General features: G+C 69.2%; 23 protein-coding genes and 1 tRNA gene. 13 read left to right on the top strand and 11 right to left on the bottom strand.

The genetic code is table 11. The features are described 5' to 3' along the window. Positions 1-32: 32 nt before the first annotated feature. Positions 33-263, top strand: coding sequence for a DUF4287 domain-containing protein (locus tag LUX31_RS28295; protein ID WP_235478137.1), 231 nt, complete (start codon positions 33-35; stop codon positions 261-263). A gap of 84 nt (positions 264-347) precedes the next feature. On the opposite strand, the gene LUX31_RS28290 is transcribed toward LUX31_RS28295, so the two are convergent. The 3 genes from LUX31_RS28290 to LUX31_RS28280 form a co-directional block, all read right to left on the bottom strand. Beyond that, positions 348-1256, bottom strand: coding sequence for a Bax inhibitor-1/YccA family protein (locus LUX31_RS28290; RefSeq protein WP_235478136.1), 909 nt, complete (start codon positions 1254-1256; stop codon positions 348-350). Between the two features lie 212 nt (positions 1257-1468). Next, positions 1469-2653: a 4-hydroxybenzoate 3-monooxygenase gene (locus tag LUX31_RS28285; protein ID WP_235478135.1), complete on the bottom strand. Its 1185-nt coding sequence runs from the start codon at positions 2651-2653 to the stop codon at positions 1469-1471. 171 nt (positions 2654-2824) lie between these two features. Beyond that, positions 2825-2908, bottom strand: a tRNA-Leu gene (locus LUX31_RS28280). 441 nt (positions 2909-3349) lie between these two features. On the opposite strand from LUX31_RS28280, the gene LUX31_RS28275 reads away from it, so the two are divergent. After that, entirely contained in the window at positions 3350-4126 is a 777-nt protein-coding gene (locus LUX31_RS28275) for an ABC transporter ATP-binding protein (protein ID WP_235478134.1), read from the top strand. 71 nt (positions 4127-4197) lie between these two features. Further along, a complete protein-coding gene (locus LUX31_RS28270; RefSeq protein ID WP_235478133.1) occupies positions 4198-6735 on the top strand; it encodes an ABC transporter permease in 2538 nt (845 codons plus the stop codon). Between the two features lie 51 nt (positions 6736-6786). Here LUX31_RS28270 and LUX31_RS28265 read toward each other — a convergent pair whose 3' ends face one another. The 5 genes from LUX31_RS28265 to LUX31_RS28245 all read right to left on the bottom strand — a co-directional run bounded on the left by LUX31_RS28265 (position 6787) and on the right by LUX31_RS28245 (position 17153). Then, positions 6787-8094 (bottom strand): SAM-dependent methyltransferase, encoded by a 1308-nt coding sequence (locus LUX31_RS28265; RefSeq protein ID WP_235478132.1) that lies wholly within the window; start codon positions 8092-8094, stop codon positions 6787-6789. 508 nt (positions 8095-8602) lie between these two features. Continuing rightward, positions 8603-9991: an NAD(P)/FAD-dependent oxidoreductase gene (locus LUX31_RS28260; RefSeq protein WP_235478131.1), complete on the bottom strand. Its 1389-nt coding sequence runs from the start codon at positions 9989-9991 to the stop codon at positions 8603-8605. Positions 9992-10458: 467 nt separating this feature from the next. Next, positions 10459-14292: an nSTAND1 domain-containing NTPase gene (locus LUX31_RS28255; protein ID WP_235478130.1), complete on the bottom strand. Its 3834-nt coding sequence runs from the start codon at positions 14290-14292 to the stop codon at positions 10459-10461. Positions 14293-14720: 428 nt separating this feature from the next. Next, the gene (locus LUX31_RS28250) at positions 14721-15302 is read right to left on the bottom strand and encodes a hypothetical protein (RefSeq protein ID WP_235478129.1); all 582 of its coding nucleotides are present in this window, start codon (positions 15300-15302) and stop codon (positions 14721-14723) included. Between the two features lie 501 nt (positions 15303-15803). Continuing rightward, positions 15804-17153 carry a hypothetical protein gene (locus LUX31_RS28245; RefSeq protein WP_235478128.1) on the bottom strand — a complete coding sequence of 450 codons (1350 nt, stop codon included), beginning with the start codon at positions 17151-17153 and terminating at the stop codon, positions 15804-15806. A 227-nt stretch (positions 17154-17380) separates the two neighbouring features. Here LUX31_RS28245 and LUX31_RS28240 point away from each other — a divergent pair, with 227 nt between their 5' ends. Together LUX31_RS28240 and LUX31_RS28235 are read left to right on the top strand one after the other, a co-directional pair. After that, positions 17381-17815, top strand: coding sequence for an ATP-binding protein (locus LUX31_RS28240; RefSeq protein WP_235480088.1), 435 nt, complete (start codon positions 17381-17383; stop codon positions 17813-17815). Beyond that, the gene (locus tag LUX31_RS28235) at positions 17812-18276 is read left to right on the top strand and encodes a hypothetical protein (RefSeq protein WP_235478127.1); all 465 of its coding nucleotides are present in this window, start codon (positions 17812-17814) and stop codon (positions 18274-18276) included. Before LUX31_RS28240 ends, LUX31_RS28235 begins: the two co-directional genes overlap by 4 nt. A 201-nt stretch (positions 18277-18477) precedes the next feature. On the opposite strand, the gene LUX31_RS28230 is transcribed toward LUX31_RS28235, so the two are convergent. The 3 genes from LUX31_RS28230 to LUX31_RS28220 are packed head-to-tail and all read right to left on the bottom strand — an operon-like array spanning position 18478 to position 20957. Next, on the bottom strand, positions 18478-20106 hold the full coding sequence (locus LUX31_RS28230; protein ID WP_235478126.1) for a recombinase family protein: 1629 nt from the start codon (positions 20104-20106) through the stop codon (positions 18478-18480). Next, the gene (locus LUX31_RS28225; RefSeq protein WP_235478125.1) at positions 20103-20468 is read right to left on the bottom strand and encodes a hypothetical protein; all 366 of its coding nucleotides are present in this window, start codon (positions 20466-20468) and stop codon (positions 20103-20105) included. The genes LUX31_RS28230 and LUX31_RS28225 overlap by 4 nt, the downstream gene beginning before the upstream one ends. A 21-nt stretch (positions 20469-20489) precedes the next feature. Next, complete coding sequence (locus LUX31_RS28220; RefSeq protein WP_235478124.1) at positions 20490-20957, bottom strand: helix-turn-helix domain-containing protein; 468 nt, start codon at positions 20955-20957, stop codon at positions 20490-20492. 326 nt (positions 20958-21283) lie between these two features. Between LUX31_RS28220 and LUX31_RS28215 the strand changes: the two genes are divergently transcribed. The 8 genes from LUX31_RS28215 (at position 21284) to LUX31_RS28180 (ending at position 25686) form a co-directional block, all read left to right on the top strand. Continuing rightward, a complete protein-coding gene (locus LUX31_RS28215; protein WP_235478123.1) occupies positions 21284-21514 on the top strand; it encodes an XRE family transcriptional regulator in 231 nt (76 codons plus the stop codon). Positions 21515-21522: 8 nt separating this feature from the next. Beyond that, complete coding sequence (locus LUX31_RS28210; RefSeq protein WP_235478122.1) at positions 21523-21702, top strand: hypothetical protein; 180 nt, start codon at positions 21523-21525, stop codon at positions 21700-21702. A 63-nt stretch (positions 21703-21765) separates the two neighbouring features. Next, positions 21766-22104 (top strand): hypothetical protein, encoded by a 339-nt coding sequence (locus LUX31_RS28205; protein WP_235478121.1) that lies wholly within the window; start codon positions 21766-21768, stop codon positions 22102-22104. Further along, positions 22101-22475, top strand: a complete 375-nt coding sequence (locus LUX31_RS28200) for a hypothetical protein (protein ID WP_235478120.1) — start codon at positions 22101-22103, stop codon at positions 22473-22475. Before LUX31_RS28205 ends, LUX31_RS28200 begins: the two co-directional genes overlap by 4 nt. Further along, the gene (locus LUX31_RS28195; RefSeq protein ID WP_235478119.1) at positions 22472-23734 is read left to right on the top strand and encodes a recombinase RecT; all 1263 of its coding nucleotides are present in this window, start codon (positions 22472-22474) and stop codon (positions 23732-23734) included. Before LUX31_RS28200 ends, LUX31_RS28195 begins: the two co-directional genes overlap by 4 nt. After that, complete coding sequence (locus LUX31_RS28190) at positions 23731-24486, top strand: hypothetical protein (RefSeq protein WP_235478118.1); 756 nt, start codon at positions 23731-23733, stop codon at positions 24484-24486. Before LUX31_RS28195 ends, LUX31_RS28190 begins: the two co-directional genes overlap by 4 nt. Next, on the top strand, positions 24483-24719 hold the full coding sequence (locus LUX31_RS28185; RefSeq protein WP_235478117.1) for an aromatic ring-opening dioxygenase LigA: 237 nt from the start codon (positions 24483-24485) through the stop codon (positions 24717-24719). Before LUX31_RS28190 ends, LUX31_RS28185 begins: the two co-directional genes overlap by 4 nt. A gap of 76 nt (positions 24720-24795) precedes the next feature. Continuing rightward, positions 24796-25686 carry a hypothetical protein gene (locus LUX31_RS28180; RefSeq protein ID WP_235478116.1) on the top strand — a complete coding sequence of 297 codons (891 nt, stop codon included), beginning with the start codon at positions 24796-24798 and terminating at the stop codon, positions 25684-25686.

Below are 25686 nucleotides of genomic sequence, written 5' to 3'. Positions count from 1 at the left end.
GGCTTACATCCCCTTTGCGTCCGGAGGCGCCGATGTCCCACGTCCTCTCCGAGGAGACCCACCGCAACATGCTCGCCCGCATCCCCCACTGCACCGGTCGTGAAGTATCCGACTGGCTGCGCACCGTCGACGAAGGCCCCTCCCTCTTCCGCTTCGAGGAGAAGGTCAGCTGGCTCCGGCACGAGCACAATCTCGCGTACGGCCACGCCAAGGCGATCATTCACGAGTACGACATGAGGAGGGCCGCGCGCAAGCTCCTCTGAGAGCCCGGGGCGCGCACGACAAAGGGCCCCGGGAGTGACCCCGGGGCCCTTCTACTGCCTTACTGGCTACTGCTGGCCGTCGTACTAGTCGTCACCCTGGAGGATGGCGATCAGCCGCAGGAACTCCAGGTAGATCCAGACCAGCGTCATCGTCAGACCGAAGGCGGCCAGCCAGGCCTCCTCGCGCGGCGCGCCGTAGGCGATGCCGTCCTCGACCTGCTTGAAGTCGAGAGCCAGGAAGCACGCACCGAGCAGGATGCCGACAATGCCGAAGATGATGCCGAGCGGGCCGCTGCGGAAGCCGAGGCCGTCACCGCCGCCGAAGACGGCGAACAGCAGGTTCACTGCCATGAGCAGCACGAAGCCGAGCGCCGCCGCCATCACGAAGCCGTAGAAGCGGCGGTTGACGCGGATCCAGCCCGCCTTGTACGCCACGAGTACGGCGGTGAAGACCGCCAGCGTGCCGATCACGGCCTGCATGGCCGCACCGCTCGCGATGCGGTTGTCGACGACGCTGGAGACGACGCCGAGGAAGACACCCTCGAGCGCCGCGTACGTCACGATCAGCGCGGGCGAGGCCTTGCGCTTGAAGGACTGGACGAGGCCGAGGACCATCGCGACCAGACCGGCGCCGATGGCGATGCCGTAGGACCGGTTGATGTTCGCGTCGTCGACCGGCAGCAGCGCCCAGGCGAGCGCCGCCGTGACGACCAGCACACCAAGGGTGGTGGCGGTCCGCATGACGACGTCGTCGATCGTCATCCGGCCGGTGGTGACCGGGGCCTGCGGCGGTGCGCCCTGCTGAAGGTCCTGCTGGGCGTAGGGGTTGGTCGCGTACGGGTTCCCGCCCTGCTGGGCGTGCTGGTCCGCATACGGGTTGCCCGACTGCGTACCGACAGCGGCGCCCCCGGCCTGCGGCGCGGTGTTGAAACCCGCGTAGCCGTTGTCGCGGCTGAACCCCCGTCGCGAGAAGACCGGGTTGCTGCTCCTCATTTCACTCCTCCATGGACACGCTGCGTGGCCTTGGCTCAAGAGTAATAGGTGGGCAAAGGATTGACCCTAGTGCTTGGGGAGGATCTTTCCCTTGTCCTGTCGCGAACACGCTACGCGCCCACTTGATTCCCGGCCATGGAGCCCCCGGACCCTGACCAACCCGGTACAGACCCGAGACCGCCCCCTGATCCGCCGGCGGGGTCACTCAAGGGTCAGTCGAGGGGGAACCCCGTGTACCCCTCCGCCAGATCCGTCTCCGCCGAACGGGCGGTGGCGATCCGCTCCAGCCGCGCCAGCTGCAGCCGGTCGTCGAAGGGAGTGGCGTCCGGGGAGCGGTGCAGGAGGGTCGTCATGTCGTACGAGAACCGCTCGGCCTGCCAGACCCGGCGCAGACAGGTCTCGGAGTAGGCGTCGAGCAGCTGGGCCGACCCCGTCTCCTTCTCGTACGTCAGTGCGCGCGCGAAGGTCACGACGTCCCCGACGGCGAGGTTGAGCCCCTTGGCGCCGGTCGGCGGGACGATGTGCGCGGCGTCCCCGGCGAGGAACAGCCGTCCGTGCCGCATCGGCTCGTGGACGTAACTCCGCATCGGGGTCACGGACTTCTGGGTGATGGGCCCCCGGTCGAGCTTCCAGCCGTCGGCGGTCTCGAAGCGCCGCTCCAGCTCGTCCCAGATCTCCTCGTCGCTCCACGCCTCGGCGTCGGTGCCGTCCGGCACCTGGAGGTAGAGGCGGGAGACGGACGGGGAGCGCATGGAGAGGAGGGCGAAGCCGCGGTCGTGGCGGGCGTAGACCAGCTCGTCGTGCGAGGGCGGTACGTCGGCGAGGATGCCGAGCCAGCCGAAGGGGTACGACCGTTCGAACACCCGGGTGAGTTCGGCGGGGATCGCCGTACGGGCCACGCCCCAGAAGCCGTCGCATCCGACGACGTACTCGCACTCCAGTACGTCCTCACGCCCCTCGTGCCGGAACCGCACCCGAGGACTGCCACCGTCCGCCCCCTCCAGTCCCTCCACGGCCAGCGCCTCCGCCTCGAAGAGCAGCGGGCCGCCCTCGGCCAGCTGGAGGGCGATGAGGTCCTTGCAGACCTCGGTCTGCGCGTACACCATCACGGACCGGCCGCCGGTGAGGGCGGGGAAGTCGACGCGGTGACGCTTCCTGTCGTAGCGCAGCTCGATGCCGTCGTGGCGCAGGCCCTCGCGGTCCATGCGGGCGCCCGCCCCGGCGGCGCGCAGCACGTCGACGGTCCCCTGCTCCAGGATCCCGGCCCGCTGCCGGTGCTCCACGTAATCCCGGTCCCGGCTCTCCAGGACGACCGAGTCGATACCGGCGTTGTGGAGCAGCCGCGCGAGCAGGAGCCCCGCGGGGCCGGCTCCGATGATGCCGACGGTGGTGCGCATCGGTCGTTCCCTTCATGCAGTACGTTCATACGAGGGGTGTTCGTATAGTGAAACTTTCTTCACTGACTTCCTGGAATGAGTGTCTGACCGCATACGCCCGCTGTCAACGATTCCGCAGCCAAGACTTCAATGGACCAAGCACCGACAAATCCGGCATACAACGGTCGGAGGTGCCCGGAGCCGGACTTGAACCGGCACGCCCGCGAAGGGGCAGCGAGGTTTAAGCTCGCCGTGTCTGCATTCCACCATCCGGGCAGGCCCTGGGCTCCGCATCGAGGTTCCGAGCCTATCGGGACGCCTCACCCGAACTGCGGGCGAGGGGACCGATGTTGTCTTATTTTATTGACGTCTGAGGGTGCATCAGCACCTGGAACGGGCCATCCGCACTTGCCAGTAGCCTTTCGCGAGGCAGCCCGGCTCGCATGCGGAATGACGGAATTTCACCGCCCGAACAAGGGGGCTCCACCTGTTCTTGTCATGGCCTCTGGCACTTGCCACGGTCCCGTCGAAGGGGACGCCCGTCATCCCCAGGTATGACACAGGCGCGCCGGGTCCGTCCCAAGACTGCCTTCGGAACCGGAACAGCGGCTGACTACACGGCGCCCCCCGGCCATGACGATGGTTCACGAGCCTCAGACCTCAGACGTCAGACCTCAGACGTCGAAACTCGTCGAACCTCCCGACAGGAGCCCGCCCGTGACCACCACTCCCCTCGCCGACCGGACCGCCACGACGGTGGCCGCCCGCGCCACGGAGCTTTCCAAGGTCTACGGACAGGGTGAGACGCGGGTCGTCGCCCTCGACCAGGTCTCCGTCGACTTCAAGCAGGCCGAGTTCACCGCGATCATGGGCCCGTCCGGCTCCGGCAAGTCCACGCTGATGCACTGTGTGGCGGGCCTGGACTCCTTCTCCTCGGGCTCCGTGCGGATCGGCGACACCGAGTTGGGCTCCCTCAAGGACAAGCAGCTCACCAAGCTCCGCCGGGACAAGATCGGCTTCATCTTCCAGGCGTTCAACCTGCTGCCGACGCTGACCGCCCTGGAGAACATCACCCTCCCGATGGACATCGCGGGCCGTAAGCCGGACAAGCAGTGGCTGGACTCGGTGATCTCGATGATCGGCCTCGCCGACCGGCTCCGCCACCGCCCGTCCCAGCTCTCCGGCGGCCAGCAGCAGCGCGTCGCGGTGGCCCGGGCGCTGGCCTCCCGCCCCGACATCATCTTCGGCGACGAACCGACCGGAAACCTCGACTCCCGCGCGGGCGCCGAGGTACTGGGCTTCCTGCGCAACTCCGTACGGGAACTGGGTCAGACGGTCGTGATGGTCACCCACGACCCGGTGGCGGCGGCGTACGCGGACCGGGTGGTCTTCCTCGCGGACGGCCGGATCGTGGACGAGCTGTACGGCCCGACGGCGGACGGCGTCCTGGACCGCATGAAGCAGTTGGACACACGGACCGTCCGCACCAGCTGACGCTCACTCAACTCCCGTAGCCCTGCTTCCACTTCACCCCGCTCACGACCCGACGGACTGAGACGACACCCATGTTCCGTACCGCCCTGCGCAACGTACTCGCGCACAAGGCCAGGCTTCTGATGACCGTGCTCGCCGTGATGCTCGGCGTGGCGTTCGTGTCCGGGACCCTGGTCTTCACCAACACCCTCTCGAACGCCCTCCAGAACAGTTCCGCCAAGGGCTTCGACCAGGTCGACGTCGCCGTGCAGGCGCGCCCCCGGGACGATGTGGGCGACAAGATCGGCAAGACGCCGGAGCTGACGCGGGCCCTGCTCGACGAGAGCGCGAAGGTCCCGGGTGCCGCCTCCGCCATCGGTGTCGTGACCGGGTTCACGGCCATAGCCGACAAGGACGGCAAGCTCGTCGGCGACGGTTTCCAGTCGCAGGGCGGGAACTTCTGGGGCGACAAGGACGCCCGGTACCCGCTGAAGGACGGCACCGCGCCACGCGGCGCGAACCAGGTCGCCCTCGACGCGAAGACCGCCGAGCGGACCGGTTACCAGGTCGGCGACACCGTGCGCCTGTCGGTGGACGGACCGGTGCTCACCCCCACCGTCTCCGGCATCTTCACCACGGACGACGGCAATGTGGCGGCCGGCGGCAGCCTCGCCCTCTTCGACACGGCGACCGCGCAGCAGCTGTTCGGCAAGGTGGGCACGTATGACGAGATCGACGTCAAGGCGGCGGCGGGCACGAGCCAGAGCGCGCTCAAGGCGGCCCTGGACAAGGCCCTGCCGGGCGACACCATCGAGACCACGACGGGCACCCAACTCGCCGACGACCAGGCGAGGATCATCGCCTCGTCGATGAGCGGCCTCAAGCAGGGCCTGCTGGTCTTCGCGGGCATCGCGCTCTTCGTCGGTACGTTCATCATCGCCAACACCTTCACCATGCTGGTCGCCCAGCGCACCAAGGAACTGGCGCTGCTGCGCGCGGTCGGCGCCTCGCGCCGCCAGGTCACGCGGTCGGTGCTGATCGAGGCGTTCGTGGTCGGCGCGGTGGCGGCGGTGACCGGGCTGGTCACGGGCATCGGGATCGGGGCCGGACTGAAGGCGCTTCTCGGTCTGCTCGGCGCGACCGTGCCCGACGGGCCGCTGATCGTCACGCCCGGTACGGTCGGCGCGGCCCTCGCGGTCGGCATCCTCATCACGATGCTGGCGGCCTGGCTGCCCGGCCGCCGCGCCGCGAAGATCCCCCCGGTGGCCGCGATGAGCAGCGTCCACGCGACCGCGACGACCAAGTCGCTGGTGCTGCGCAACACGCTGGGCGCGCTCTTCTCGGGCGCGGGCGTCGCCGTGGTCCTCGCGGCCACGACGATGAGCGGCTCGGACGGCCAGGCCCCCATGGGCATAGGGGCGGTGTTGCTGATCATCGGGATCTTCATCCTCACCCCGCTGCTCTCCCGCCCGCTGATCGCCGCCGCGGCCCCGCTGATGCGCGTGTTCGGCGTCTCCGGGAAGCTGGCCCGCCAGAACTCGGTCCGCAATCCCCGTCGTACGGCCGCCACGGCCTCCGCGCTGATGATCGGGCTCACCCTCATCACCGGCATGACCGTGATGGCGGGCAGTCTCCAGAAGTCGATCGACAAGATGGCCTCGTCCTCGATCAGGGCGGACTACGTCGTCTCCATGGCCAACGGCATGGAGCTCTCCCCCGAGGTCGCCGAGAAGCTGGCGAGGACGACCGGAGTGACCGACCTCAGCCCCATGCGCAACACCCCCGCGCGCATCGACGGCTCCACGGAGTACCTGACCGGCGTCACCGGCTCCGCGTTCGGGAAGCTGACCCAACTGCCGATCAACGAAGGCACGTTCGCGATCGGCGGCACCCAGGTCGTCGTGGACGATTGGACGGCCGACTCCCATGGCTGGAAGGCGGGTTCGGCCTTCACCATCGGCTACGAGGACGGCAAGAAGCAGCAGCTGACGGTGGCGGGCGTGTACGAGGGCAACGAGATGATCAGCGGCCTCCTCGTCGACGACGGCCTTCTGGCCCCGCACCGGACGGCCGCCGACGACATCGGCGACATGCAGGTCATGGTGAAGACCTCGGGCGGCGCGACGGACGCGACGAAGGACAGGCTGGAGAAGGCCCTGGGCACCAACCCGGCCATCCAGATCCGGGACAAGAAGGACATCTCCAACGAGATCGCCAGCGTGTTCACCCTGATGCTGAACATGCTCTACGGCCTGCTGGCGATGGCGGTCCTGGTCGCGGTCCTCGGCGTCATCAACACCCTGGCCATGTCGGTCTTCGAACGCTCCCAGGAGATCGGCATGCTCCGCGCGATCGGCCTCGACCGCAAGGGCATCAAGCGCATGGTCCGCCTGGAATCCCTGGTCATCTCCGTCTTCGGCGGCGTCCTGGGCATCGGCCTGGGCGTGTTCTTCGGCTGGGCGGCCGGCGAACTCATCGGCACGACCATGCCGACGTACGAACTCGTCCTGCCCTGGGCCAGGATGGCGTTCTTCCTGCTCCTGGCCGCGACGGTGGGCGTCCTGGCGGCCCTGTGGCCGGCCCGGCGCGCGGCGCGGCTGAACATGCTGGCGGCGATCAAGTCGGAGTAGGCGGCGGGAGTACGGCAGCGGGGGCCCGCTGCCGTACTCCCGTTCGGTCGTTCAGTTCCAGGTACGGGCACGCAGAGGCATCCCGGAGTCACCCTCCCCCGAGGTCCGTACGGCGAGGACTTGGTTGACGCCGATCCGGTTGTGCTCGAAGGCGAGGGCGGAGGCGGCCATGTACAGCCGCCAGACGCGGGCCCGCCCCGGGCTGGTGAGCTGCTGGGCGCGTGCCCAGTCGCCCTCCAGGTTGGTGACCCACTGCCGCAGCGTCAGGGCGTAGTGCTCCCGGATGGACTCGACGTCACGCACCTCGAACCCGGCCCGTTCGAGCTGGGTGACGGTGGTGCCGATGGGCTCGAGTTCGCCGTCCGGAAAGACGTAGGCGTCGATGAACCCGTCGAGGGTGTACGCGTCCTCGTCCGCGTGCGGCCGACGGGCGATCTGATGATTGAGCAGCCGCCCACCGGGTTTCAGCAGGGCGTACAGATCACGTGCGTACGTCAGATACTGCTCGCTCCCCACGTGCTCGGCCATCCCCACGGAGGAGACGGCGTCGAAGGGCCCGTCGGTGACGTCCCGGTAGTCCTGCACCCGGATCTCGACCCGGTCCGTGAGCCCCTGGTCGGCGACGCGCTTACGGGCGTACGCGGCCTGCTCCTGCGAGAGGGTGACACCGACGACGTGTACGCCGTGCTCGCGGGCGGCGTGGATGGCGAGGGAGCCCCAGCCGCAGCCGACGTCGAGGAGCCGCAGACCGGGTGTGAGGGCGAGCTTGCGGCAGACGAGGTCGAGCTTGTCGCGCTGGGCGCCCTCAAGGGTGCCGGAGCCGGAGGTTCCTCCGGGGGCATCCCAGTAGGCGCAGGAGTACACCATGGACGGCCCGAGGACGATCTCGTAGAAGTCGTTGCCGACGTCGTAGTGGTGGCTGACGGCTCGCTTGTCGGTGCGCTTGGTGTGGAGGTGCCGGCGCCGGCGCGGAACCTCTTCACGGGGCGGAGCGGGAGGGAGGGGAAGCCCGGCGATCTTCACGAGCCCGCGCACCGCTGCCCGTACCTCGGGTTCGCGCAGTGCCTCGGTGAGGGTCCGGGCGTCCTCCCCGCGCTCCCAGACCAGCCCGGACAGCAGGTCGAGGGCGGCGTAGAAGTCCCCTTCGATGTCCAGGTCGCCTGCGACCCAGGCCCGGGCGAGTCCCAGTTCGCCCGGTTTCCACAGCAGCCGGCGCAGGGCGCGGCGGTTGCGGACGACCAGGGTGGGGGCGCCGGGCGGGCCTGCCTCGGAGCCGTCCCAGGCGCGGATGCGCATCGGGAGCGGGGCACCCAGCAACTGTTCGGCGAAGCTCTGCAGCCGCGACGCGGCTTCGGGCATGACGCACACCTCCGTTACGGCACAACCGTGAATGTCCAACACCCACGAAAACACCAACACGCCTGGCTCGCAGTCCCCCGGGGGGATCACAACTGGGCAAAGGGGCTGCCCAGGGGGACAGCGCGGCTGCGTCGGACGTCGATTTTCCTTCGCCCCCGCCGCCCCTACCCGTCCCATCCCTGGGGGCTGCGCCCCCAGACCCCCCTTTCGGCCTGAACGGCCTCGTCCTCAAACGCCGGACGGGCTGGAGGGTGGTGGCGGCCGGGTGGGTGGGAAAGTCGCGCTGAACGCGCTCGTCCTCAAACGCCGGACGGGCTGACTACCCAGCCCGTCCGGCGTTTGAGGACAAGGCCCGTTCAGGGCCGTAGCGGGGGTTCGGGGGCGGCAGCCCCCGAGGATGGGACGGGTAGGGGCGGCGGGGGCGAGGAAAAACCCGAAGGGGCCGCCCGCACCACGGATGGCGGGCGGCCCCTTCGGGCTCAAGCAGGGGTGATTCAGTGGACGGAGGTCAGGATGCCTTGGCCTCTGTCTTCTCTTCCGTCTTCTTCGCGGCAGCGACCGGCGCCGGCTTCGCAGCCTCGTAGAACTCCTCACGAGGAGTCTCCAACGCCCCCAGCGCCACAACCTCACGCTTCAGGAACATCGCCAGCGTCCAGTCCGCGAACACCCGGATCTTCCGGTTCCACGTCGGCATCGCCAGACCGTGGTACCCGCGGTGCATGTACCACGCGAGCCGGCCCTTGACCTTGATCTTCACCTTGCCGAAGACGATCATCGCGACGCCCTTGTGCAACCCGAGCCCCGCCACCGCACCCTTGTTGGAGTGCGAGTACTCCTTCTGCGGAAAGCCCCGCATACCGGAGACCACGTTGTCGCCGAGCACCTTCGCCTGCCGCAGAGCGTGCTGCGCGTTCGGCGGGCACCAGGCGTTCTCCACGCCGGCCTTGCGGGCGGCCACGTCCGGCACCTGGGCGTTGTCGCCCGCGGCCCAGATGTAGTCCGTACCCGTGACCTGGAGCGTCGGCTGCGCGTCCACGTGACCGCGCGGCCCGAGCGGCAGGCCGAACCGGGACAACACCGGGTTGGGCTTGACGCCAGCCGTCCACACGATCGTGTTGGAGTCGACCTCAAGGCCGTTCTTCAACACGACATGGCCGTCCACGCACGAGTCCATCGAAGTCGAAAGATAAATCTCGACCCCGCGGCTCTCCAGGTGCTCCTTGCCGTACTGGCCCAGCTTCGGCCCGACCTCGGGAAGGATCTTGTCGGCGGCGTCGACGAGCACGAACCGCATGTCCTCACGGGACACGCTGGGGTAGTACTTCGCCGCGTCGCGCGCCATGTCCTCGACCTCGCCGATGGTCTCCGCACCCGCGAAGCCACCGCCGATGAAGACGAAGGTGAGCGCCTTGCGGCGGATCTCCTCGTCGGTCGTGGACTCGGCCTTGTCCAGCTGCTCGAGGACGTGGTTCCGCAGGCCGATGGCCTCCTCGATGCCCTTCATGCCGATGCCCTGTTCGGCGAGGCCGGGGATCGGGAAGGTGCGGGAGACCGCGCCCATGGCGATGACGAGGTAGTCGAAAGGCAGCTCGTACGCCTCACCCACGAGGGGGGCGATCGTGGCGACCTTGCGGTCCTGGTCGATGGTGGTGACCCGACCGGTGAGGACTTCCGCCTTGGGCAGCACACGTCGCAGCGGTACGACGACGTGGCGCGGCGAAATGCTGCCGGCGGCGGTTTCGGGGAGGAAGGGCTGGTAGGTCATGTACGACCGGGGGTCGACGACCGTGACGGTCGCCTCGCCGTAGCGCATCTTCTTGAGAATGCGCCGAGCTGCGTACAGGCCTACGTACCCACCGCCTACTACGAGGATCCTGGGACGCTCCGTGGTGCTCATGCCATCGAGTATCCACCCGGCCCAGGGGGGTCGCTCGTGAGCCCCTTCACAAGCATATGGACCCCCTCTGCTACACTGCGCGGCCCGCATGGCCGAGGCCGTGTCGCGCGGGACGAACCAGCGGGCGGTACGCCCCGATGTCAATGCCGCGTGAACTGCCCTTCCGGGTCGCCGGAGTGACTGGACCAGCCTCCCGCCACACCCACCGGAAACGCCGCCGAAACGCTATCCCGAGCACGCTCCCGCCCCTGGTGAGCCCCCGAAAGGGCCCTGCGGAGCACGTTCGTCGCCCAACAGGGCCGAATTCCTTGTGAAGAACTTCACGAACTTTCCCGAGGGGGCGTCACCCGGGGGCCGCGAACAGCCCCACAAGTGCGCTCATACGTTATCCGACCTGCTCAGGAGAGGCCGAGTCGGGGGACTCGGAGGGGCTCCGCGGGGGCTCGGTGGACCCCCCGGGTAAGGGCTCAGCACACGTCCCGATACGGCACGTCGGGGAGGTAGCTCTTCCAGTCGGCGCGGGACAGTCCGCCGCCCGCCCGCTCGCACACGGTGGTGGCGACGTGCTCGGGATCGAGGTCGTAGGAACGGGAGCGGCGGTGGGTGCTCGCGGCGTACAGGGTGTCCCCGTCGGGGCCGAAGGCCACGGACTGCACACGGCCGCCCAGGGCGGGGAACACCGTGGGCTGGAGATGGGGAGCCTCGGTCTGCCAGATCTGCAGCGTTCCGCCGGCGGTGCCCACGGCGAGGTACCGGGCGTCCGGCGAGAAGGCGACCGCCGTGACGAACTGGGCGTCGTCGCCCGTGGCCCCGGCCGCGTCACCGTCGGGGACGGCCGGCAGGTGCGCCAGGCGTCGCCGGGCGTCCCCGTCCCAGATCGTGACCCCGCCCCTGCCGCCCACCGCGAGGTAGCGTCCGTCGGAGCTGAAGACCACGGCCGACAGGGGGTCCGAGGCGTTGCGGTGGGTCACCTTGCCGGAGGGCAGGTCCACGTAGTCGCCGCCCGATGTGGCCAGCAGACGTCCGTCGGGCCTGACGGCCGGGACGTCCCGCACGCCGCTGAGCACCCTGGTCCTGGTCCGGCTGCGGACGTCCCACAGTTCGATCGTCCCGCTTCCCTTGATCCTGGAAGCCAGGAAGGTCTTCCCGTCCGGGCTGAGCCCGATGCCCTCCACGCCGGCCGGAAGGGCCAGCGAGGCGATCTGGCGGTGGGTGCGGACGTCCCATACGTAGAAGGTGATCGTGGAGTAGCGGCCGGCCGGTGGCTCGGCGCCGTAGGCGAACGTCCCTCCGTCGGCGCTGAACGCGGTGTGGTTCTCGCAGTTGGGATCCGGCAGGCAGAACATCTGCGGGTTCGGCAGATCGGCCAGGACCTCGGCGGTCGCCGCGTCCAGGAGCTGGAAGCGGGTCGCGCCGTCGAGCCGTCGTACGGCGGCGAGGGTGCGGCCGTCCGGGCTGTAGGTGGCCGCCCGGACCGGGCCGACCGGGTAGGCGGAGTCCAGCGCCTCGTCGAGGGCCAGGGACGCCACCGAGATCCTGCGCTCCCAGCCGCGCTCCTCCAGGTAGCGGATCCTGCGCCGGTCCAGGTCCAGCCTGAGCGCCGAGGTCCCGCCGAGATCGTAGGAGCCGGTGGAACTGAGCGAGTGCCGCAGGACGGGAACGGCGGGGTCGGCGGTGCGCCACAGCAGGATCTCGTCGTCGTCCGTCACCGCGACGAACCCGCCGTCCGCGCCGAACGTCATGCGGGGGCGGGCGTTCTTCGGCCAGGAGTGTTCGATCCTCAGCCGCTGCTTTCCCGACGCCAGGTCCCAGGCGCGCACTCCGGAGCCGTCCGGGAAGTCGCCCACGACGGCCAGGGCACGGCTGTCCGGGGTGAACAGCAGCCGGCCCTCAAGGGAATCGCCGGCCGCCGAACCGAACCCGTCCGACCGGCCCGGGCAGAGATCCCGGTTCGCGGCCGCCCACGGAATCGGCAGTTTCCGCCGTTCGACGGTGTCCCACACCTGCACCGGTCCGAGGCGCCGGCAGATCGCCAGCAGTCGTCCGTCGGGGCTGACGACGGCGTCGGCGCCCGAGTCGTCCTTGAGGTTCTGTTCGAAGACCGCACGGCCGAGCGCGGTGTCCCACAGACGGAAGAGGTTGCCGGACCGTCCGACGTAACGGCTGGAGAGGAGTATCCGCGTGTCGGTGACGAACGAACCGGTCGTACCGGCAGAGAAATCGTCGGCCGAGCCGACGCGGGCGCCGACCAGCCGGCCGGCGTCGACGTCCCACAGCCGCAGACCGTCCTTCGTCCAGATCATGAGCGTGCCGCCGTCGGGACTGATGCCCTGGACGCCGGGGAACTCCAGGTCCCCCGTGCCGGGGAACGAGCCGGTCCGCCGCCGCGTGGAGGTGTCCCAGCGTTCGACACGGTCGTCCGTGACCGTGGTCAGAACGCGCCCGTCGCGGCTGAGGAACCGCTGCACCGGGTCGTCATCGTCGTCGGCCGCGGCTGCCCCCTCCCCGGGATCGAACCGGTCCAGCTCGGTCTGGGCGAACGAGTCGAGGAGGGCCGAGCGGCTGTCGGGCAGGTCGGCGAGCCCGTAGGCCGCCGCGCTGAGCCGCATGGCGGTCCTCGGGTCGGAGGAGCGGAGGCTGGCGGCCATCGCGGCGATCCGGCGGGCCTCGGCCTGGAGCTGCTGCCGGGTACTGGCCGTGCTCTGGTTCCAGGCGGTCAGTCCCGCCACGACCGCGAGGGCGACAAGGATCGTCAGCGCCGTGGTCAGTCCGCGCAACCGACGGCTCGTACGGGTGGCCTGGCGCTGTTCCTGCCGGCGGGCGTCGAGGCTCGCGGTGAGGAAGGCCCGCTCCAGCGGCGTGAGCGGATCGGGCTCGGCGACCGGCGTGAAGGCCTCCGTGGCCACGGTCAGCCGGGCCCCTCGGTACAGGACACCGGCGTCGCGGTCGAGCTGCTCCCAGGCGGTGGCGGCCTCGGTGAGCTGCCGGTGCCGGCGCAGCAGTTCGCGGTCGCTCTCGATCCAGCCGTTCAGCCGGGGCCAGGCGGTGATCAGCGCCTCGTGGGCGAGGTCGACGGTGTCGTCGTCGAGGGTGACCAGCCGGGCGCCGACCAGCCGGTCGAGGACGGCGGCGGCATCGGCGGCGAGTTCGGCGCGGCGGGCGGGCCGGCTGGTGTCGTCGGTCCCCTCGCCCGGCGCGACGAGCCGCAGCATCACCTGCCGGGCCAGCGTGGCTTCGCGCACGGAGAGCCCGCTGTAACACTCCTCCGCGGTACGGGCGATGGCACCATGCACCCCACCAACGGCTTCGTACCCCTTGACAGTCAACGCCCCGCCACGACGCCGCCGCCAGGTCTCCATCAGCGCGTGGGACATCAGCGGCAGCCCGCCGGGCTGGTCGGCGACGTCCGCGATGATCTGCGCGGTCAGGGCTCGCTCGACGACCAGCCCCTCGGCAGCGGCGGGCTTGACGATCGCCTCCCTCAACTCCTCCACGCTCATCGGCCCGACGAGCAGCCCGGCACCGCGCAGGGCGGCGGCGAGGTCACGATGCTCACCGCAGCGGCCGTAGAAGTCGGCGCGTACGGCGATCACGACACGCAGCCGTCTGTCCGGCCGTACGGCGGTGAGCAGCATGTCGATGAAGCGGGCACGCTCGGCGGGTTCCCGGCAGAGGGTGAAGACCTCCTCGAACTGGTCCACGACGACCCAGGTGTCCCCGCCGCCGTCGACAGGGACCAGCGCGCGGGCGTGCGCATGAGCGGGCCGCGCGCCCGGGGTGAGGATCCGGATGGCGGCAGGCCGCTCCCCGGCCCAGTCCCCACCCCGCAGCACCGGTATCAGCCCGGCCCGCAGCAAGGACGACTTCCCACTCCCGGAGGTACCCACGACGGCCACGAACCGACTGCCCAGCACCAGCTCCGCCAGATCGGCCACCAACTGGTCCCGCCCGAAGAAGCAGCCACTGTCCCCGGGTTCGAACCGCGCGAGCCCCCGATACGGCGCCGCGCTCCCGTCACCCTCGGGCAGCTGCCCGGCAGCGTCCTCGGCGGCCCGCTGCCAGCGCCGCTCCCACTCCTCGGCATCCCCACCACAGGCGGACACATACGCCAGAGCCACCGCCAGGGACGGAAGCCGCTCCCCCGCCGCGGCCTCGGACAGAGTCGCGGCCGTATACCCGGCCTCCACGGCCATGGCCCGGTAGGTGGTCCCCCCGGCCTCCCGCCGCAACTCCCGCAACGCGAAGGCGAACCGCTCAACCGGCCCACCCTCCGGATCCAACGGCCTCTCAGGGCGCCCCATCCGGCTTCCCTCCCGTACGAAGACGACGCCGTTCGAACCCCTCGATCGGCCGACGCACCGGAGTCCCCCGCCCTGGTGTCCCACGCTCCCTCCCCTGTTGGGAACGTGGGACACCACCCCCGATGCACCTCAAGTCCAGTCGCCGGAAGGTTGATTGGCAGCCCCGATCCGGCCCACCAATCAATTCACGGACGTGCGGTTGGCGCCAGATCAGGCGATGCCGTCGAGCATGTCCTCTGCAAGGACACTGGTCGTTCCCGACGCGGGCGAGGTCGACGGCTGGCGACACGGTCGAGCGACGGCAGGAACATCGTGCTCGGTCGGCACCATGTGGCGGAAAAGGCGCAGCAAGCGCGTGACCAGAACGTAAGCGCCCGACCTGAAAAGGTCGGGCGCTTACGTAGTCTCATTTCTGCTCGAACTCGCCGTCAGGCATCGTCCTCGCATTCGGCAATTACTCCGTCATGCCCTGCGGGCGACAAGTACTTACCGAACATCCAACCGCTATATTTATCCTCGCGGCTGCTTTTACCGATACTGTCGCTCGGCTGATCGCTGGGCCACAGAACCTTGTACCAGGTGGTGCCACCATCAGGCTCACCGCCGTTGAACCCCGAGTCCGTCTTGCATGACACCCAAACCGCATGGTTCTGCAACACGAGGCCGAGCTGTTCTCCAGAATCAGGGCCTTCACAGTCGTCGACGTTGCACACGCGGACCTTCAAGCCCTCATCGCGGTTATCCACAAAGGTGTTCACGACCCTGTACCGCCAAGGCCCTTTGTCCGCCGCCGCTTCCTCCCCCTGGAAGCTGTCGGACTCGTCGGCCTTGGGCTCATTGCAGGTGACGTTTCCGCCAGCCTGGATGGCTCCACAACTCACCTTGGAGTCATCGACAGAGTTCTTGTCTCCGTCAGAGTCAGACCCCTGACTCATCAGGACGGCACCCACGATGGTGGCAGATCCCGTGACGAGAGCCGCTCCCAGAATCACCTTGTGGCCTTTTTTCATGTCCCCTCACCTTTGAGGATGCGATGAGCGACGGGCGCCGCCGATATCAGTAAAGCGTCCCCGAAAGCTAACCGCCGATGAGCACCGAAGGAGGCAAGGTTTAGACCACCAAAAAGAGAAAGCGCTCTCCAGTGCACGCCGCTAGACATAGCGGCAGGTCACAAAAGATCCACACAGGTTACCAACAGTTTTACCGTTGAGTAAGATCTTGATTACCGATCGTTAACATGTGACCGAGATCACCGATCTCAAGGTGCGCCGTAAGGGGTGACGCACGGTCACATCCCTTTACTTGCACAGCTACCACTCCGCGGCCGCCTACTCGCGGACGAGTCCCGTACAGGCCAGGAAGTCCGACCCGGCCACCGTCGCCCTCGAACTGGAGCGGATACGCCGGGCGATCGAGGCGGGATCACCCGCACCCAGTAGACAGAAATGCGCCCCCGTCACCGACCCATGCAGGAGGCGGGGGCGCATTCGTGCCCTCAGCTCGTACGGCCGTCAGCTCTTCAGCGCCGCGACCTCCCGCGCGCGTCCGGCCAGTTCCCGCACGGGCCGCGCCGTCACGTGCCTCCGCAACTGTGTGCGCATCGTCTCGAAGTGGTCATCGCCGCGAGCCGATGAGACGTGCTCGTACTCGTCCAGAAACCGCCCCCACGAATCACACGACGCGTCGAGATGCCCATACCCGTACTGCCGTTGTGCCAGCAGCGCGTACGAATGCACGCGGCCTTGCCGCTCCACCTTCGGTTGCACCTTGATCGACTGCTGCAGAGCCTTGATGCTGCCGGGTAGGTCGCGCTCCTCGTACAGCACATGGGAGAGGTGAAACAGCCACGCCGTTTGGTCGTACCCGCCGATCGCGTCCCGGTGGTTGTCCGCCTGGGACAGCGCGGCCTCGGCCTCCCTCAACCGGCTGTGTGCCATGTCCCGATCGCCGACCATGCTCGCCGCGTGTGCCTGCTGTCCCCGCAGGAACGCCACCAGGCGAGGACCTGCGGCCGGTGCGGCCTCCGCAGCCGAGTCGGCAAGCTCCAGCGACTTTCGCCCGTAGCCGAGATTGGATGCCTGCAAGCTCATGCCGCGCAGCGTTCGGCAATAGGTCACGTGGTCCTCTGCCTCGTTCGCCAGCTTCAACGCCTTGACGTAATAGGTCTGGCCAAGGCCGTGGGCCTTTTCGTACATGGCCATCCACCCGGTCAGATACGTCAGGTCGGATGCGGCGGCGAGCATGTCGAGGCGTACCTGTTCGCTCGCCTGTGCCCGCAGCCACGGCCCCACTGTGTTGACGAGGAACGCAGCGGCCATGGGCCGGGCGTGCCCCGCGCCGAGTTCGTCGAGGATGTCCGCGATGCGCTCCGTCATGGTGCGCACCGCCGCGACCTGCGAGGCACCAACACGGATCGTCCTTTTGCCGGGGCTGACCGGCTGATCTGCGGCGTACGCAGGGCTGGAGAAGCCAGGAACAGCAAGGGCCGCCGAGAACACGCCTACAGCGAGCAGGCCGCGCCGGGATGGGTCCATATCCGCCCTTCCAAGGTCTATCAACTCCTCGACAGTGTCGGCCTGTTCGGACCCCAGAACTGACGGGGCGGGTGTGAGCCCTGCTTCGGCGTGGGTGACGGGCCGGCCCAACTGTGCCGAGAGCACCTCGACGATCAGGGCCCTGGCCTCGGGCTTCGGACGCGCCCCGGCGATCCAGTGCGAAACGGTGGATTGGCTGTAGTGGAGATCCAATCCTGCCTGTACGCCAAGGCGGTTCACGCGCTGAGCGAGCTGCGTCCGAGTCAGTTTTGCCTGGTCAAGTAACCCCGCAAGAGCAGGGTTGGGCGTGCGCTTGTTCCTGGCCATGGCTCATCTCCCGACGACATTCATGGCGTTCACGTTCCCCTCAGCCTCCAACGGTACCTGCGGAGGGTGACCACGCGGTTACCTCTTCAGAGAACCCCGCATGATCTCGGCCTACCAGGGGGCCTGGTTTGACCATGACCGAAGAGCACGTGTCCGGCACGGGCGAGCAAGTACGCCCGGCCGTCCACACTGAACCGCAACTCGACGCTGCCATCACCAAAAAGGTGATCCAGGACAGCAGACGGACACACCCACACCCAACACTGCAAGTCGGCCCGCCGCCGATCCTTTTGCTGGCGAGCGAACCTGAATCAGCAAGAGCAGCCCGCAAGTTCGTACGTGAGTACGTCGGCTACCACGTGCCAGAGGCGAGCGAGGACCACGTCGAGACCGTCGTACTGGTCACGTGCGAGCTGGTCACCAACTCCATCCGGTACGGCACCGAGCCCGATGACCTCGTACGCGTCGTGATCGACGCCGACGACGGCCGAACCCGCGTCGAGGTACACGACCCTGTCCGGCGCCGCCCTCGCGTACGGCCCGAATCCGACCAGCGCGACCGAGGGCGCGGCCTGCTCATCCTCGATTTCCTGTGCCATCGGTGGGGCGTGACCGATATCCCCCTCGGCAAGGCGGTATGGGCGGAGGTGACTGCACGGTGACAGTGCCCGAGACAAAAGCACCGCCCAGCCCCGGGTTCGTCGCCGGCATTTGCCTGGGGACCGGCGTGTACCGCGGCTACGTGTTCCCGGTTGCCCAACTGCTCGCCTACCACGCACCGCCGTGCTTCGACCATGAGAGCGTCGACAGCCTCCGCGAGGGCATGCAGGCGTTCGCCGAAGCGCTGCACCTCGGCCCGCACAACGACCCCCCACCACCCATCGGACACCGCATCCGCATACGGCAGGGCTCACCGTGGCTCGACTACGGCGACGGCGCGCGCCGCCTGCAACTTCCCGCCGCCCGCTCGTGGTTGGACGTCGTCGAAGCAGGCGGACCCGTCCGCGTCCTGATCTTGTTCGAGCCGCTCGCCGCCGGGACCGGACAAGCGGGCATCGAAGCGCACGTACGCGCATGCTACGAGCGCGGCGCGATGCGCTGGGGCACGACGTACCACGTCTGACCTGCTCACCACACGCAGAAGAACGGGCCGCCCCTCGGCCGCGCCACCCGTGCGACGGCCCCGAAACCTCCGAGCGAGGTACCGGGGCCGTCTCGCGCCTAATCTCGGCACGCCACCGCAGGTCAGTCCCCCTTCTTACCCTCTTCGGCCTCTTCTGCCACTTTGAAAGCGATCCCGTCGAGCATTGCGCACGTTTGACACTCAGCGACCCCACTTGCCGTCGTCGAGCGGTGCCCATACCGGAATCACCTCTGCCTCTGTCTCGTACCTGCTCGGCCGAGGATAGACACGGATGCACCTGATGATCTGTTTCAAGATCAAGTTTCGCTGCACGGTCCCGAACGTCTTCCACTCCGGCAGCATGCCGACGATCAGCGGCCGGATCTCCTCGCGCGTCGGCGGGGTGTCTTCTTCGGCTTCGAGTTCGCCGTCGCCGCCGAGTTCCGCGATCCGGGCAGCGAGCTTGTCGCGGTCCGACTCAAGGTCTTGGCGCGCCTTGTCGTAGGCGTCGGTCGGGTACCTCTGTGGGTTCTTCGCGTAGTCCACGATGAGCCGCGATAACGCATCTTGCAGGCCGGCGTGCTCGATTCGCAGCTCGCCGAGCTCTTGCTCGACGCTCGGCTCGATGGCTGGTGCGTTTGGCTCGGTGGCTGGTAGTTCGTCTACATCGTCGGCGACGTCTTGTAGGAACTCCAACACGATCCGGTCGAACTCACTACCAGTCCCCGTGACGCCCTCACAGTCACCGCCCGCATCGTGCCGGGCGCACCGCCAGAACACATCGGTGCGCTTGCCGTGCCCACCCATGGCTCCTCGGCAGCGTTGGCAGCGCGGTAGGCCGGTGGTGTCGTGGGCGACCGCGCTCGGCCGGGCCCGGATTGGTGTACGGGCGACGGACACACGGCGGGCGCGGTACTCCTGCCAGACCTCGTCGGGGTCGCGGCCCGAGCCATACGCGATGACCGGGGTGTGTGCTCCGCGGAAGTACCGCCAGTGCCCGCAGCTCTTATACGTCCTGCCGTTCCCGGCCTTGGGGCAGTTGCAGTCGTCTCGCACACGGAGGAGTCCGGCGGCGAATCCTGAATCGAGGTACCGCAGCAGGGAGTCTTGCCGCCACACCCCGCCAAGCATCGTGCGCAGGCTGGCCGCGTTGAGCTGCTTCGAGAGGTCGACTGCGCCCTTGCCCTCGATGTACTGCGTGTAGCAACTCGCCACGTATGGCGCGGTGTCGGGGTCCGGCTCGTAACGCTCCTCTTGCAGTCGGAATCCGGCGGGGGCGCTCGGGTCGGGCACGCGCCGCGGGTACCAGACGTAGCCGAACCGCGGTCGGCCGCCGGACGGAAGTAGCGCCTTGAGTCGGTGCTCGTGCACCTCTTTCCACTGCTCGCCGGTCCGGTCGCTCTCGAACGCACCGAACTCAAGGATCATGCCGCGCTGAAACCGGCCGATCGCGGTCGTCGCGTCGACTGGTTCCGTCGCCGACTCCAGTCGGCCGCCGATGGCCTCAAGCCGCGCGAGGTTGATCGCGTTGCCGACGCGGTCGCGACCGAAGCGCGAGTACCGCCATACGGCGATGCCGAGCGCCTCGCGCCGCTCGACGCGTTCGATCGCGCCCATGATCTTTCGCTGGAAGTTGCGCCCGGTCGCGTCGAGGTCGACAACCCATGCGACGATCCGGCCCCCGCGCCGGCGGGCCCATTCCATGATGGACGCCTTTTGTATGTCTGGGCTGATCTTCTCTTCACGCCATGTGGAGACCCGTACGTACCCGAGCCACGGCTCGCCGTCCGGCGAGCTTCTGAACGTGTCTGGTAAGTCGAGTTGGGTCACTGTGCCTTCCGTTCACGATCTGCACCTCCGCCCTCGGGCGGGCGGCGCAGGTGGATAACGTTGTCTGACGTGCTGGTTGCCCCTGGTCCGGGGGTCGGCATCGTGCCCTCGTCGAGCCGGCCGCTTGCGACGTCGGCAAGTGCTCTGCGGTAGCCGGTGTTTTCGGCGGTTGCGAGCTGGTCGTCACTGGCCTGGTGTGCTTGCAGGATCGTGCGGCGCACGGTTTCGAGGGCGCCGAGTGCCATCACAAGCGACCCGGTCCAGACGAGCCGCTTTTTGTTCAGGATGAGACCGAGTGAGGCGCCGGATATCCCGCCGGCCAGGAGTAACGGGGCGAGGACATCGGCGGCGCGGTTTCTCATTCGGTCTCTCCCATCTGAGGGTCAGGTTCCGGCGGCGCGGTTGACGCCTCCCGTCCTGGCCTGGTGCTGGTGCTGGAGTGCATTGGTGCTGGCGATGAACACGGATCGTTCCGGTTCAACGCCCTCGACGAATCCGAGGCCGTCGGCAGCCTGTTCGGGGGTGAGGTGGTGGCCGGTCGCCGCGGGGGGTGTGGGGTTTCGTACGGCGGCGAGTTCTTCCCAGGTGGTGATGCCGGCGCGCACGAGTACTTCCCCGTAGGGCACACCTAGGGTTTTCGCGATGGCCTTGAGTACCTCGGTGTCTGTGGCGCCCTTGCCGCCGAGGATGCGCCCGACCGTGGAGCGGCCGAGGCCGGCGTCTTCTGCGAAGCGGGATTGGCCGCCGCCGCGTGGCGAGAGGACGTAGCCGCGTTGTTCGAGGCGGGCGTGTAGCCAGTCGCCGAACTCGCGCCTTGTCTGTTCTGGGTCGCGCTCAGAGTCTTGTTCCATGCGTGGAACATACCGCGCGTGGGCGGTCCGTAGTCCCGGAGCTCATTTTTTGGCCCGCGGGCCGTCTGAAATATGCGCATGGCATGTTCGCCCCCATACCGAACAGGTGAGCGAAACCCTACCCGAACCTTGCGTTCCGTGGCCACTAATTGGCACCGCGTGATCAGAAAGCGCCCTCTGACCAGCATTGATGTGCATTTAGTGAAGGAAACGTAAGGATCTCCGTCACTTTCTGCCATCCATTCGATCTTGCGCCACCTGCCCACGCGTGTACTGTTCCACCCGTGGGCGGTACGTACCGCCCACGGGAAGGACTGGACAGTCACATGTACGACCGCACCGTTCTGCACGCCGCCGCCCAGACTCTCGGCGACTGCCGCCCCGTAGACCTACAGCACCGGTTGAAGGTTGCGCGGACCACGGCATGGCGTTTGTGGCACGGCCGCAACGCGCCGTCCGCCGCCCTCGCCGTTCGCGTCGAGGCGCACTACGGCGTGAACGCCGCCCAGCTCATCAAGACGACCGCGCCGGCCGTCGGCGAGCAGGCCGCCATATGAACGCCGACGTGATCCCCCGCGCGCAGGCCATCGCCAATGCGCGCCGTGCCCTCGATCTCGCCCGCGCTCGCCGCGACGCCGACCGCGCCGCCGGCCGCCTCGCCCCCGAGGCCGAGCTGATCATGCGGCGCCTCGAACGCGAGCAGCGCCAGCAGACCCCGGCCCGCGCGCACCGCGCCGCCGCCTGAAACACGACGGGCCGCCCGGTTGCCCCCGGACGGCCCGCCCGACAGCACCAGAAAGGCACCACCGTGAACACCCCGCAGCGTACCCGCGTGCCGCGCGCCGTCGCCGGCGTACAGGGCGCCCACCGCGCCCGCCGGCAGCTCACCCGCCGCAGCGTCATCGCCCGGCAGCTCGCCCAGATCGCCCCCGGTACCGTCACCGTGCAGACGCACGCCGGCGAGGACGGCCGCGCCAAGTGGGTTGTCCTCGCCGACAGCACCGGCCACCCCGTGGGCGCCGACGCCGAGCAGCACCGCGCCGCATACGGCCTGCTCCGCCGTCTGCTCCCAAATGTCGATTGGTCGGGCCCACGCACGTACAGCGTGGCCACCGGCACCGTCACCGAGACGGAGCCGGCCGCGTGATCACCCCTCAGCTCACCGGCAACGGGCAGGCCGTTCGCCTGCCCCTCAGCAGCCGCGTTGCTGCTCTGCTCGACGACCTCGCCCTGTCCTACACCGCCGACCCGGACGCCGTGGGCGCCCTGCTCAACGCGCACGCCGCGCGCGTGCTGCGCCTCGACTTCGCCCAGGTCTCCGCGGACGTGCCCGACCACGTGCGCGCCATACGCGCCGCCGAGGCCGACGGCACCCGCGAGGCCCTGCTCGACGAGTGCCCCAGCGCCGACCGCCTCGACGACGTGCTCACGCCCGACGACGCGATCACCCTCGGCACCCGCCTCACCAAGCACGCCGCCCACATCCGCCACACCCAGACTCGGAGCCCCCGCACGTGACCGTCACGACCCTGCCCGTTGCCACCCCGCAGGCGACCGCGCCGGCCGTCCGCGGCGGCGCCGGCGCCCTGTCCCTCGCCCACATGACCCCGTACGAGGCGTGGCAGTTCTGCGAATCGCTCGCCGCAACGCCCCTGCTCCCCGACCCCTACCGGCGACAGCCGGCGTCCATCCTGTGGGCGATGGAGTACGGCCGCGCCCTCGGCCTCGACGTGGTCACCACCATCACCACCATTCACGTCATCAAGGGCAAGCCCACACAGTCCGCGGACCTCATGTTGGGCCGTGCCCGCAGCGCCGGGCACCGCGTGCGCATCAAGTCGGAGCGGCGCCAGTGCGTTGTGTCCATCCAGCGGCACGACGACCTCGAGGACGAGACCGTGATCGAGTGGACGCTCGACGACGCCGTGACCGCCGAACTCTGCACGCTGCGGAACAACAAGCCGTACGCCCGTGACGACAAGGGCCGGCCCACGCCGTGGGAGAAGTTCCCGCGCGCCATGCTGCGGGCCCGCGCCATCGCCGAGGCCGTACGCGCCGCCTGCCCCGAGGTACTGCACGGCGCCATCTACACCCCCGAGGAACTGGGGGCAGTGGTCGACCAGGAAGGCAACCCGGTCATCGTGGAGCGGGCCGACGCGCCGCCCATGCAGACGGACGTGACCGTTGTGCAGTCGACGCCGAACGGGCCGCCCCCGGCCGAGGCGCCGCGCGACTATCTCGCCGAGGCCGTCGCCACCGTGGACGCCGACCAGCTCGCCGCCATCGTCGCGGGCGCGCAGGCCGCCGGCGCCCCCGCCGACTACCTCGCATGCCTCGGCGACGTCCTCGACGCGCACGCCGCCGAGGACGCGGCCGGCGTCCGTCGCCTGTACGACGCGGCCAAGGCCCGCAACGTGCACCCCGACCACCTCGACCGCCTCGCCGCCATCGGCGCCACCAAACCCGGAGCCAAGGCCCCGCAGCAGGACGCCCCCGACGAGACCCCGGGCACGCCGCCGGCGGGCGCCGAGGCCGGTCCCGCCCCTTACTCCGTGTCCGACGCCATCGCCGCCGAGGGCGCCGTGTCGACGCCGGCCGCGGACGCCGAGGCCGCCGCCGCGCGCGCCGAGGAACGGCTCAGGCTCGCCGCGTCCCGCGCCGGCATGCAGAGCCTCGACGCCGATTTCGAGCGCGCCTACGGCGTGCCGATCGAGCAGGCGCCCGCGCAGCAGATCAACGCCATGGCCGACATGATCGAAAAGGCGGCCCAGACGTGAGCGAGCAGCCCCTCACGGACATCGAACAGCACCACCTCGACACGATCACCGAGCGCATCGGCCTCAACCGCCTCGCCGTCGAGGAGGCCGCCGCCCGCGGCGAGGAGCCCACGGAGCCGACCCCCGAGGCCGCCGAGGAGCCGACCGCGCCGGCCCCGCCGGACGCAACCGCGGTCCGCGACGCCGTGACGCGTCAGGCCGTCCTCGGCGCCCTGCTCGACCAGGTCAAGGACGCGTACAACGACGCCCGCCGCGAAGCACACGACCTGTTGGAGAAGCAGCACAAGGCGACCGGCAGCACCAAGACGGACGCCACGTTGCCCGACGGAACGAAGGTTGGTTCCGTCTCCCGGCAGGGCGGCGAGCGGGCCGCGCAGGTGGTCGACGACGAGGCGTTCCGCGTATGGGTGCGCGACCACTACCCGTCCGAGCACGTCGTCGAGGTCATCCCCGCTCAGGTATCGGTCAGCGTCCGACCCGGTTTCTCCGGCAAGGTCCTCGCCGAGGCGACCGCGGCCGGCGTCGCCCGGTACGTCGCCCCCGTCACGGCCGAGGTTCACGAGTTGCCCGGCGTCCAGATACGGCCGTCCCGTGCCGCCTCGCACCGCATCAACTACAACCGCGGCAGCAAGGCGCAGCCGCTCACCGGGCGCGAGTTGGTCGCCGTCGCGTGGCGTACGAGCGCCCTTGCCACTCACGTACTGCCCGACCTCGCCCCGGCCGCCGCCTCGACCGAGGGGGGTGAGCAGTGACCCGCGCGACCGCCGCCAGCCTCGACCGCATGCGGCGCCGCCTCGACGAGCCGCCGCCCGAGAACGTGCCCGGACAGCTCGCCGTCGACGTCCCGGCCGGCGAGGACAAGCCGCCGAAGGTGTGCGACTACGGCAACCCCCGATGCGGAGCCGTGCCCGTCCGCTTCTACGCGAACGGCTGGAAGTGCGACGAGCACCAGCCGGCCCGTACGAGCCGGCGCACCGCCCACTGAGCAGGCCCGGCGGCGAGGACGAGCGCACGCGCCCCTCGCCGCCGCCCGCCCCACCCCGACAGGAGCAATCCCCGCCGTGACCCTCGACGCCATGGATTGGGTGTGGCAGCACTCCCGCACCCGCGGTAATCCGCGCATGGTCATGCTTGCGGTAGCCGACGCCATCACCGGGCCCGAGGCGACCGCGCGTATCGGCACCGCGACTCTTGTGCGCCGGTTGAACGCCACCAAGGGCACGACCCTCGCCGCCGTCGCCTCGGCCATCGAGTCGGGCGAGTTGGAGATCGAGCAGCCGGCCGCGGGCAGTCGCGCCGCCCTGTACCGGATCCCGGCCGCCGTCAACTACAGCCGCCGTTCCGGTCGGGAATCCGGACCACAACCCCAGCGGTCGGAATCTCCGACCACAAAGCGCTTGCGGTCCGAGGCCCCGACCACAACCGCGCCGGATAGCGGTCCGGAATCCGGTCCGCAAGGCGCAGTGTCCCAAGACGGTTTCTGGTCTGAGTTTCAGACCGCTAGTGGTCCGGATTCCGTACCCCATCACTCACCCATAGAGGGAGTGAGTGAAGGAGGGAGGGAGCGCGGGCGCGCGTCCGTGGCGGGGATCCCGGCATTCGCCCGCCCGCTGGTTGACGCGATCACCGCCGCCGGCGTGATCGTCCGATGGGACCTGAACCCCACCGAGTGGTTCACCGTGGACGCCCGGTTGAAGCAGTCCGGCGCCGACATGCTCGCCGCCGTCGCCGTCCGTGCCGCCGGCCGTAAGGACGTGTCCCACGCCCGCTACTTCCTGCGGGCATGGACCGGACTCCCCCCGGCCCCCGCCGCCGGCACTACGCCGGCCGCCGCCCCTGCCGCGGGCCCCGGGGCCGACGTGATCCCCCTGAACCGCCCCCGCACCGCCGGCACCGGCCGCGCCGCCCAGGCCGCGGATTGGTACGCCGACCTGCTCGCCGAGGAGAAGTAA

The organism is Streptomyces sp. GQFP (assembly GCF_021545335.1).
Classification (GTDB): Bacteria; Actinomycetota; Actinomycetes; order Streptomycetales; family Streptomycetaceae; genus Streptomyces.
The sequence above is the reverse complement of the archived record's forward strand: the minus strand, read 5'-3'. Positions and strand labels throughout refer to the sequence as shown.

Bases quoted from the DNA above. Each gene is read 5' to 3' on its own strand.
- LUX31_RS28295 (WP_235478137.1), top strand. From the start codon at position 33: ATGTCCCACGTCCTCTCCGAGGAGACCCACCGCAACATGCTCGCCCGC.
- LUX31_RS28290 (WP_235478136.1), bottom strand. From the start codon at position 1,256: ATGAGGAGCAGCAACCCGGTCTTCTCGCGACGGGGGTTCAGCCGCGAC.
- LUX31_RS28285 (WP_235478135.1), bottom strand. From the start codon at position 2,653: ATGCGCACCACCGTCGGCATCATCGGAGCCGGCCCCGCGGGGCTCCTG.
- LUX31_RS28270 (WP_235478133.1), top strand. From the start codon at position 4,198: ATGTTCCGTACCGCCCTGCGCAACGTACTCGCGCACAAGGCCAGGCTT.
- LUX31_RS28265 (WP_235478132.1), bottom strand. From the start codon at position 8,094: ATGCCCGAAGCCGCGTCGCGGCTGCAGAGCTTCGCCGAACAGTTGCTG.
- LUX31_RS28260 (WP_235478131.1), bottom strand. From the start codon at position 9,991: ATGAGCACCACGGAGCGTCCCAGGATCCTCGTAGTAGGCGGTGGGTAC.
- LUX31_RS28255 (WP_235478130.1), bottom strand. From the start codon at position 14,292: ATGGGGCGCCCTGAGAGGCCGTTGGATCCGGAGGGTGGGCCGGTTGAG.
- LUX31_RS28250 (WP_235478129.1), bottom strand. From the start codon at position 15,302: ATGAAAAAAGGCCACAAGGTGATTCTGGGAGCGGCTCTCGTCACGGGA.
- LUX31_RS28245 (WP_235478128.1), bottom strand. From the start codon at position 17,153: ATGGCCAGGAACAAGCGCACGCCCAACCCTGCTCTTGCGGGGTTACTT.
- LUX31_RS28225 (WP_235478125.1), bottom strand. From the start codon at position 20,468: ATGAGAAACCGCGCCGCCGATGTCCTCGCCCCGTTACTCCTGGCCGGC.
- LUX31_RS28220 (WP_235478124.1), bottom strand. From the start codon at position 20,957: ATGGAACAAGACTCTGAGCGCGACCCAGAACAGACAAGGCGCGAGTTC.
- LUX31_RS28215 (WP_235478123.1), top strand. From the start codon at position 21,284: ATGTACGACCGCACCGTTCTGCACGCCGCCGCCCAGACTCTCGGCGAC.